Annotated in this window: 8 protein-coding genes; 5 read left to right on the forward strand and 3 right to left on the reverse strand. The window is 73.8% G+C overall.

All coding sequences use genetic code 11. The features are described from left to right. Positions 1–97: 97 nt before the first annotated feature. Together VFL99_RS17630 and VFL99_RS17635 are read left to right on the forward strand one after the other, a co-directional pair. Complete coding sequence (locus VFL99_RS17630; RefSeq protein ID WP_325107674.1) at positions 98–1,036, forward strand: acyl-ACP desaturase; 939 nt, start codon at positions 98–100, stop codon at positions 1,034–1,036. Positions 1,037–1,097: 61 nt separating this feature from the next. Beyond that, positions 1,098–1,694 carry a bacterial proteasome activator family protein gene (locus VFL99_RS17635; protein ID WP_325107675.1) on the forward strand — a complete coding sequence of 199 codons (597 nt, stop codon included), beginning with the start codon at positions 1,098–1,100 and terminating at the stop codon, positions 1,692–1,694. Here the strand turns inward: VFL99_RS17635 and VFL99_RS17640 are convergent. Next, positions 1,668–2,594 (reverse strand): LysR family transcriptional regulator, encoded by a 927-nt coding sequence (locus VFL99_RS17640; protein ID WP_325107676.1) that lies wholly within the window; start codon positions 2,592–2,594, stop codon positions 1,668–1,670. The genes VFL99_RS17635 and VFL99_RS17640 overlap by 27 nt on opposite strands. A 70-nt stretch (positions 2,595–2,664) precedes the next feature. Here VFL99_RS17640 and VFL99_RS17645 point away from each other — a divergent pair, with 70 nt between their 5' ends. Next, the gene (locus tag VFL99_RS17645; protein WP_325107677.1) at positions 2,665–3,708 is read left to right on the forward strand and encodes a YeiH family protein; all 1,044 of its coding nucleotides are present in this window, start codon (positions 2,665–2,667) and stop codon (positions 3,706–3,708) included. Between the two features lie 30 nt (positions 3,709–3,738). Here VFL99_RS17645 and VFL99_RS17650 read toward each other — a convergent pair whose 3' ends face one another. Then, positions 3,739–4,788, reverse strand: coding sequence for a hypothetical protein (locus tag VFL99_RS17650; RefSeq protein ID WP_325107678.1), 1,050 nt, complete (start codon positions 4,786–4,788; stop codon positions 3,739–3,741). 119 nt (positions 4,789–4,907) lie between these two features. On the opposite strand from VFL99_RS17650, the gene VFL99_RS17655 reads away from it, so the two are divergent. Next, the gene (locus VFL99_RS17655) at positions 4,908–6,206 is read left to right on the forward strand and encodes a sensor histidine kinase (protein WP_325107679.1); all 1,299 of its coding nucleotides are present in this window, start codon (positions 4,908–4,910) and stop codon (positions 6,204–6,206) included. Beyond that, the gene (locus VFL99_RS17660; RefSeq protein ID WP_325107680.1) at positions 6,203–6,859 is read left to right on the forward strand and encodes a response regulator transcription factor; all 657 of its coding nucleotides are present in this window, start codon (positions 6,203–6,205) and stop codon (positions 6,857–6,859) included. Before VFL99_RS17655 ends, VFL99_RS17660 begins: the two co-directional genes overlap by 4 nt. 26 nt (positions 6,860–6,885) lie before the next feature. Here the strand turns inward: VFL99_RS17660 and VFL99_RS17665 are convergent. Further along, the coding region (locus VFL99_RS17665; protein WP_325107681.1) for a hypothetical protein at positions 6,886–7,127 on the reverse strand (242 nt) is incomplete at its 5' end.

A 7,127-nucleotide genomic window follows, 5' to 3' on the forward strand; every position in this document is an offset into this window, starting at 1 on the left:
CCCGTAACCTACGAAAGCGTAGGAACGATGCACCGACGTGGGGCAGCATGCCGGCACGCTGCCCGGCGGACGCCTGACCGCACGAGAGGAGCCAGCGATGGGCACCCAGACCTGGAGCCAGACCGACCTGCTGCGTGAGCTGAACCAGGTCGTCGAGGGGGAGCTCAACCGGCACCTGAGCATGGCGAAGGAGTGGTTCCCCCACGACTACGTGCCGTGGAGCGAGGGCCGCAACTTCGACGGGCTCATGGAAGGGGACGCGTGGAGCCCCGACGACGCACCGCTGTCCGACGTCGCGCGCTCGGCGCTGATCGTCAACCTGCTCACCGAGGACAACCTGCCGAGCTACCACCACGAGATCGCGACGATCTTCGGCCGCGACGACGCCTGGGGCGACTGGGTGCACCGCTGGACGGCCGAGGAGGGCCGGCACGGCATCGCGATGCGCGACTACATGCTGGTCAAGCGGATGGTGGATCCCGTTGCGCTGGAACGGTTCCGGATGCAGCACATGTCCGAGGGCTTCGAGTCGGCGCACTCCGGCGAGCTGTTGGAGTCACTGGCCTACGTGTCCTTCCAGGAGCTCGCGACGCGCGTGTCCCACCGCAACACCGGCAAGTTCACCGAGGACCCGATGTGCGAGAAGCTGCTCGCCCGGATCGCCACGGACGAGAACCTGCACATGGTCTTCTACCGCAACCTGATGAAGGCGGCGTTCGAGCTCGACCCCGACCAGACGATGCAGGCCGTCCTCGACGTGGTCAAGCAGTTCCAGATGCCCGGCACGGGCATTCCCGGCTTCCAGCGCAAGGCGGTCGAGATGGCGGTCGCCGGCATCTACGACCTGCGCCAGCACCGCGACCAGGTGCTCGACCCGGTACTGCGGTTCTGGGACGTCTTCGAGATCGAAGGCCTGTCGCCCGCGGGCGAGCGGGCACGCACCGAACTAGCCGCGTTCATGGCGGACCTCGACAAGCAGGCCAGCCGGTTCGAGGACAAGCGCGACACCCTGAAGGCGCGGATGGCCCGCGGCTGAGGACGCGGACCACGCCGCCCCCGGCGCGACGCTGCGCGGGCCGGAGGGCAGGATGGGGCACATGACTGACCACGGATCCGAGCAGACGCCAGGTTCCCGCCCCGCCGAGCAGGACGACGACCAGCAGCGCATCGTGGTCGTCACCGAGGGCGGCATGGGGGTCGCCGGGGGCTCCGACGACAAGGGGGACGGGCCGACCAACCCCGCCGAGCAGGTCGAGGAGCCGGCGAAGGTCATGCGCATCGGCTCGATGATCAAGCAGTTGCTCGACGAGGTCCGCGACGCCCCGCTGGACGAGGCCGGGCGCACCCGGCTGGCCGAGATCCACCGACGCTCCATCGAGGAGCTGAAGAAGGGCCTGGCCCCCGAGCTCATCGACGAGTTGGAGCGCATCGCGCTGCCGTTCAGCGACGCCGCTCCCTCCGACTCCGAGCTCCGCATCGCCCAGGCCCAGCTCGTGGGCTGGCTGGAAGGCCTCTTCCACGGCATCCAGACGGCGCTGTTCGCCCAGCAGATGGCGGCCCAGCAGCAGCTCGCCGGGATGCGTCGCGCCCTGCCGCCCGGTCACCCCGCTGCCCAGGGCCCCCACCCCGGTATGCCGGGACCGGCCCAGGGCCTGCCCCGTCAGGACTCAGGACCCACGGGCCAGTACCTCTGAGGCCTTCCCGGCCGCGAGCGCGATCGCAGCCAGCTCCGCCGGGGCGCCGGTGAGCCGCTGGCCGGGTGACCACACCATGCACAGCCGGCGCACGAGGTCGAGCCCTGCGACGGGCACCTCGTGCAGTCGGCCCGAGGCGAGGTCGTCGGCGACGGCGAGCCGGCTCAGCACCCCCACGCCCTGCCCGGTGAGCACCGCCGCCTTGATCGCCGCGGTCGAGCCGAGCTCCAGTCCCCCGCTCAGCGCCTGACCGTGACCGGCCCGCGCGAGTGCCAGCTCGAGGGTGTCGCGCGTGCCGGAGCCCGGCTCGCGCACGACGAGGGACTCCTCGACCAGCTGGGCGACGGACACCGCCGCCCGGCGCCGGGCCCACCGGTGGCGCGGGCCCACCACCACCGCGAGGTCGTCACTGGCGATCACCCGCTTGCGCAGGTCGCCGTCGACCCGCGGGCCCTCGACGAAGCCCAGGTCGGCCCGGCCCTCGGCGACATCCCGGGTGACCTCGCGCGAGTTGCACATGCGCAGCGCGACGGTGGTGCCGGGATGGCCCTGCCGCAGGTCGGACAGCCACCGCGGCAGCAGGTACTCCGCAACCGTCATGCTCGCCGACACCCGCACGCGGCTGTCGTGCTGGCGCCGCAGCGCCGCCGCGCCGGCCTCGAGCCGGTCGGAGGCATCGAGGACCTGCCGCGCCCAGTCGGCCACCGCGGCCCCCTCGGTCGTCAGCTGCGTCCCTCGCGGCGAGCGCTGCAGCAGCCCCAGGCCGAGGTGGCGTTCGAGTCGCTGCAGCCGGTCGGTCACCGACGGCTGGCTGACGTGCAGGTGCCGCGCGGCGGCCCCGATGCTCCCGCGCTCCGCCACCGCGAGCAGCCACTCCAGCGACCGCAGGTCCGTCCTCATAGTTCCAGCCTATGGCTGCATAGCTCTTCGCCGGCTACCGGAGGGCCGCGCGGGCCCCGACGATGGCTGCATGTCCACCTCCAGCACCCTGACGACCCCTCCCGACGCCTCACCTCGAGAACGGGCCGCCGACGCCGTCCGCCGGTTCGGCCCCGGGCTCGCGGTCGTGGTGGTCGGGGTCGCCATCTCCTACGTCATCAGCAGCACGGTGCCGGCGATCAGCGCCCTGACGATCGCCGTGGTGCTCGGCGCGATCGCCCGCAATGTCGGCCTGCTCGGCGGCTGGGCGCTGCCCGGGACCTCGCTGGCGACGAAGAAGCTGCTGCGCGTGGGCGTCGTCTTCCTCGGCCTGCAACTGGCGGTCTCGCAGATCCTCGGCCTCGACCCCGGCATCCTGCTCGTGGTGCTGCTCACCGTCTCCTGCACGTTCGCCGGGACCGTCTTCCTCGGCCGCAAGATCGGCGCCAGCCGCGGCACCACGCTGCTGGTGGCCACCGGCTTCTCGATCTGCGGCGCCTCGGCCGCCGCGGCCATGGACGCGGTCAGCGACAGCGAGGAGGAGGACCTCGCCACCGCCGTCGCGCTCGTGACCATCTTCGGGGGCCTGGCCATCTTCGTCCTCCCTGCCCTGCAGGCGCCCCTGGGCCTGCCCGACACGTCGTATGGCGTGTGGTCCGGTGCCTCGGTCCACGAGGTGGCGCAGGTGGTCGCCGCGGCCTCGGCCGCCGGCCCCACCGCCCTCGCCGTCGCCACCGTGGTCAAGCTCACCCGCGTGGTGCTGCTGGCTCCGCTGATCGCCGGCTACAGCGTGGTGCGCCGCCGCCGCGAGCGCGGATCGGTGCAGGAGGGCAAGCGTCCACCGCTCGTGCCGCTGTTCGTCCTCGGCTTCATCGCGATGGTCGCCCTCCGCAGCGTCAACGTGCTGCCGACCGGCGTCCTCGACGGGGCCCACGTCCTCACGACGCTGCTGCTGGCCGGTGCGCTCTTCGGGCTCGGCACGTCGGTGCACCTCGCGTCGCTGATCCGCACCGGCGGCCGGGCGGTGCTGCTCGGCGCGGGCTCGACCCTCATCGCCGCGTGCATCTCGCTGCTGGGGATCGCGCTGTTCACCTGATCCCCACCGGACACGCTGTGGCTCGGCGGCTCACTCGTAGAGCACGTACTCCGGTGTCGGCTTCAGAGCGAGGACCTGCCGCGGGGTCATGAGCGGCCCAGTGCGCCGATCCTCGTCGAAGAACAGCTTGAAGCCGGGATGCACGAACGCCGGCCGGTCCTTCTGCAGCCGGCGCCAGGTCTGCACCTTGTCGGCCCGGTCGCCGATGCCGTCCACGGACTGCACCACCGCCACGCCGGGGTGCGGCCGCAGGGCCTGCGGGTCGCGGACGATCGAGTCGGTCAGCTGGTGGTAGACGAGCACCTTCTGTGGGAGGTCGTGGCGGCGGACGAGCCGGGAGAGCCACGCCGACACCTGGTTGAGCTCGGTGCCGGTGGTGTGCCCGAAGACCTGCATCGGCACCTGCCCGGGACCGACCGCCCACTCCGGGTCGAGCGCCAGCCCCACGTCGGGCTGCTCGAGCCAGTGCCGCAGACGCTCCACCTCGGGGAGGAACGCCGCCCGGCCGGGCTGGATGTTGAGCAGCAGCAGCGCGTGGTTCCGGCGAGCGGCCTGGAGGAAACGGGCGATCACCGAGTCGCTGATGTGGCGGTTGTACAGCCCGTTCGCACCCGGGCTGCCCTGGACCACCGTCGTGATGAGCTCGAGCACCGGCAGCGGCGTGCGGCCGTCGGCGTAGCGACGCCCCCACCGCTCGATCTCCGCGACCCGCGCGCCGAGGTTGCCGATCCCCAGCCGACCGAGTGCGGGCGCCCCGGGCAGGCCCGCATAGCCGACCAGGCGGTAGCGCGGGAAGACGGTCCGGCCGCCGCGCGGCAGCTGCGGCGGGGCCTTGGTCGCCGGCGGGGAGGGCGCAGAGGACGACGGCCCGGAGGAGGGGCGCGAGGAGCCCGGCGCAGAAGGGGCGGGACCGGAGGTGCCGGCACCGGCCGACCGGCCCGCACTGGTGGAAGAGCCGGAAGGCGCCGACGTAGCGGGGGCCGAACCGCCGGCCTCGACCCCAGCTGCGCACCCGGTGAGCGCGAGCGCCACGGTGAGCAGCACGCCGGTGCGGATCGCACGGACGCCTCGTCGCGGCATACCCGCCCCCGAACTGCTGCTAGCGGCCGGCCCGCGAGGGCCGGAGGTCTGTCGCCGAGGCTAGGTCGGCCGACTGGGAGCACCAAGCCCCCACGCGGGGGCGGGCTACCGTGTGCGCCGTGGAGCACGCGGAGCTGGCGCACGTGACGGGAACCTCGCCCGTGCTCCGCGGGATGCAGGTGGGGCAGCACCTGCTCTTCGCCGCGTTGCTGGCCATCGGCGCCGTCCGCGCCGCCGCCACGGCGCACCACGTGGTCGCCGTTGCCGTCGGTGCCGGCCTGCTCGCCCTCTGGTATGCCGCAGGGCTGTGGCTCGCGGCCCGTCGTCGTGACCCGGTGGTCGGGCGGGTCTGGCTCGCCGTCCTCATGCTCGGCTGGGTCGCCCTGGTCGCGCTGTCTCCGGAGTTCTCGTGGGTGGCGTTCTCCCTGTTCTTCCTGGCCATGCACCTGCTCCCGCTGCGCGCGGCGGTGCCGATCGTCGGGGTGCTCACCGCGGCCGTGGTCACCGCGCAGCTGTCCGGCCCCGGCGGCGCCGGCAACGCCGTGGCGAAGGTCCTCGGGCCCTGTGTCGGGGCACTCGTGGCGATCGGGATGTCGCTGGCCTACCGGCGGCTGGTCGTGGAGAGCGAGCAACGGCGCCGGCTGGTCGAGCAGCTCGTCGCCGCCCAGGACGACCTCGTGGCCACCCACGACGAGCTGGTCGCGACCCAGCGCCAGGCCGGGGCGCTGGCCGAGCGGGCGCGGCTGGCCCGGGACATCCACGACACGCTGGCGCAGGGGTTCTCCTCGATCGTGCTGCTGGCGCGGGCCGGGCTCGCCGCCGACGGCGCGGACGGCCGCGCGGCCGCTCCGTCCGGCGCGGGCCGGGCCGGCCCGGCAACCCGGACCGGCGCGCGCGTGCGGACGAGCGCGGACCTGCTCGCACAGATCGAGGCCACGGCCGCTGACAACCTCGTCGAGGCCCGCCGGGTGGTGCACGCCCTCGCGCCCGCCGCGCTGGAAGAGGCGCCGCTGCCGGCCGCGCTGGGACGGTTGGTGACCCGGCTGAGCGAGCAGACCGGCATACAGGCCTCGCTGCAGGTGGACGGCGACCCCCACCCGCTGCCGACGTCCTGTGAGGTGGCGTTGCTGCGGGTGGCGCAGAGCGGCCTGGCCAACGTGCGCCAGCACTCCGGAGCCGACCGCGTGCGGGTGACGCTGACCTACCAGCCGGATGCCGTGGCGCTCGACGTGGTCGACGACGGGCGGGGCTTCGACCCCGGTCGGATGGAGTCGGCACCGTTGGGTGGCACCGGGTTCGGGCTGCGGGCGATGCGTGAGCGGCTCGCCGACCTCGGCGGCGCGCTCGTGGTCGAGACGGCGCCGGGGGACGGCACCGCGATCGCCGCGACCATCCCGCTGCGGCCGGAGACGCCATGACCGACGGGCCAGCGGAGACGGGCGCGGCCGTGCGCACGGTGCTCGTCGACGACCACCCCGTCGTGCGGGCCGGGCTGCGCGCGCTGCTGACCGCCGCCGGCGGCATCGACGTCGTCGCCGAGGCGGACTCCGGCCCGGCCGCGGTCGCCGCGGTCCGCGAGCAGGAGGTGGACGTGGTGTTGATGGACCTGCGCCTCGGGGACGACGCCGCGATGGACGGCGTCGCGGCGACCCGGGCGGTGCTCGCGCTCACCGACCCGCCACGGGTGCTGATCCTGACCACCTACGACACCGACGTCGACATCCTGCGGGCTGTGGAGGCCGGCGCGGCCGGGTACCTGCTCAAGGACGCCCCGCCGGACCGACTCGTGCAGGCGGTGCACGCCGCAGCCCGCGGCGAGACGGTGCTCGCGCCGGTCGTGGCGGAACGGTTGATGAGCCGGCTCAGCTCGCCCCGACCGGAGCTCAGCGCGCGCGAGCTCGAGGTGCTCGGCCTCGTCGCCGACGGACTGTCCAACCGGGTGATCGCCAAGCGCCTGGTGGTCAGCGAAGCGACCGTGAAGTCGCACCTCGTGCACATCTTCACCAAGCTCGACGTGGACAGCCGGACCGCCGCCGTGGCCGCGGCCCGGGCGGCCGGGCTGATCCGCTGACGCGGCCGGACCGGCGAGCGATCCGCTCAGCGGGCCGTCGCGAACGGCTGCAGGGTGACGCGCTCGGCGCCGGTGCCCGCCCGGATCGCCTCGACGAGGTGCTCCCCCGGCCCCACGTGCGCGCCGTCCCACACCACCGAGCGCTCGATCGACCCCTCCACGACGGCGCCCGGCCCGACCACGTTGGCCCCGCCGGAGGCGTCGAGGTTCGCCGCGAGGTAGTCCGCCGGCGTGCCGCAGTCGCGGAAGGGGACGTCGGTGTCCACGA

This window comes from Segeticoccus sp., from assembly GCF_035708005.1.

Excerpts from the sequence above, each read along its gene's own strand:
- VFL99_RS17645 (WP_325107677.1), top strand. The coding sequence starts at position 2,665 with ATGTCCACCTCCAGCACCCTGACGACCCCTCCCGACGCCTCACCTCGA.
- VFL99_RS17660 (WP_325107680.1), top strand. The coding sequence starts at position 6,203 with ATGACCGACGGGCCAGCGGAGACGGGCGCGGCCGTGCGCACGGTGCTC.
- VFL99_RS17635 (WP_325107675.1), top strand. The coding sequence starts at position 1,098 with ATGACTGACCACGGATCCGAGCAGACGCCAGGTTCCCGCCCCGCCGAG.
- VFL99_RS17640 (WP_325107676.1), bottom strand. The coding sequence starts at position 2,594 with ATGAGGACGGACCTGCGGTCGCTGGAGTGGCTGCTCGCGGTGGCGGAG.
- VFL99_RS17630 (WP_325107674.1), top strand. The coding sequence starts at position 98 with ATGGGCACCCAGACCTGGAGCCAGACCGACCTGCTGCGTGAGCTGAAC.
- VFL99_RS17650 (WP_325107678.1), bottom strand. The coding sequence starts at position 4,788 with ATGCCGCGACGAGGCGTCCGTGCGATCCGCACCGGCGTGCTGCTCACC.